Source organism: Mesorhizobium sp. M5C.F.Ca.IN.020.32.2.1 (genome assembly GCF_004023105.1).
In the GTDB taxonomy this organism is placed as follows: domain Bacteria; phylum Pseudomonadota; class Alphaproteobacteria; order Rhizobiales; family Rhizobiaceae; genus Mesorhizobium; species Mesorhizobium wenxiniae.
Genome location: NZ_RZSX01001263.1, coordinates 1 through 1285, shown reverse-complemented (window position 1 = coordinate 1285; position 1285 = coordinate 1). Strand labels below are relative to the sequence as shown.

Below are 1285 nucleotides of genomic sequence, written 5' to 3'. Positions count from 1 at the left end.
CCGCCATATCGCGGGCGGCCTCGAATTCTTCGCGCTGCACCAGGTCCATTGAGTTGAGAACGCGCTCGGCCTGCCCCTTGAAGGCGGTTTCCACTTCGCGGCGCACGCCTTGCGCGGCACCCGCAGCGTCGGTCATCAGCTTGGCGAATTCATCGAGAATGCGATTCGGTCCGGTCGACATGGCAAATCCTCGCTTGCTCGATTTGACGTAGTGGCGCGCGACGCGGAATGCAAGCATCCACGTCGCCTTGACCCCGCCAAAACCCTGCCGCATGGTCCGCGCCCGAACATGATCGCAACCGGGAGACCCTGTTGAGCGAATATTTTATGCTGCCGTTGGCCGCCCTGCCCTTTCCCAATATCGACCCGGTCATCGTCAAGATCGGGCCGCTGGCGGTGCATTGGTATGGCGTCGGCTACATCGTCGGCATTCTCTTTGCCTGGTGGTATGCCAAGCGGCTCGTCACCAATGCAAGCCTCTGGCCCGGCGGCACCGTGCCCATGAAGCCCGAGGATCTCGACGACTTCATCATGTGGGCGGCCATCGGCGTGGTGCTTGGCGGGCGTGTCGGCTACGTGCTGTTCTACGACCTGCCACGTTACATCGCCCATCCGCTCGATATCCTTGCCGTCTGGCAGGGCGGCATGTCGTTCCACGGCGGGCTGCTCGGCGTCATTCTCGCCATGACGCTGTTTTCCTGGTCGCGCGGTATCCGCACATGGTCGCTGTTCGACATGGTGGCGGCCGGCGTGCCGGTCGGCCTTGGCCTCGTCCGCATGGCGAATTTCATCAACTCCGAACTCTGGGGCAGGCCAACCGACGTGCCATGGGCGGTCGAATTCCCCAATGGCGGGCCATTCGCGCGCCATCCGAGCCAGGTCTACGAGGCGCTCCTCGAAGGCCTGGTGCTGTTTCTGGTCCTGCGCTTCCTCACCCATTCCAGGCTCAAGCTGAAGACACCGCGCTTCGTCGGCGGCGCCTTCATCGCCGGCTACGGTCTCTCGCGCATTTTCGTCGAATTCTTCCGCGAGCCCGATCAGCAGCTCGGCTACCTCCTCGGCACTGGCTGGCTGACGATGGGCATGGTGCTGTCGCTGCCGATGCTGCTGGCCGGCATCTGGGCGATGGCGACGGCAAAGCCGGTTACACAGCCACAGCCGGTATGACCCGACTGAAAGCCCGCATCGTCGAGCTGATCGGTGCGGCGGGGCCGATCCCCGTCAACCAGTATATGGCACTTTGCCTGTTCGATCCGCGGGGCGGCGACTATACGACGCGCGAGCC

General features: G+C 63.7%; 2 protein-coding genes and 1 pseudogene. 2 read left to right on the top strand and 1 reads right to left on the bottom strand.

The features are described 5' to 3' along the window. Positions 1-238 (bottom strand): accessory factor UbiK family protein (locus EOA86_RS35030; RefSeq protein WP_245497482.1); only part of this gene is annotated, 238 nt, incomplete at its 3' end. Between the two features lie 74 nt (positions 239-312). Between EOA86_RS35030 and lgt the strand changes: the two genes are divergently transcribed. Together lgt and EOA86_RS40975 are read left to right on the top strand one after the other, a co-directional pair. Beyond that, on the top strand, positions 313-1167 hold the full coding sequence (gene lgt, locus EOA86_RS35025; RefSeq protein ID WP_128345666.1) for a prolipoprotein diacylglyceryl transferase: 855 nt from the start codon (positions 313-315) through the stop codon (positions 1165-1167). Continuing rightward, a pseudogene (locus EOA86_RS40975) lies at positions 1164-1285 on the top strand (class I SAM-dependent methyltransferase); the annotation flags it as partial. The gene lgt and the pseudogene EOA86_RS40975, both read left to right, overlap by 4 nt.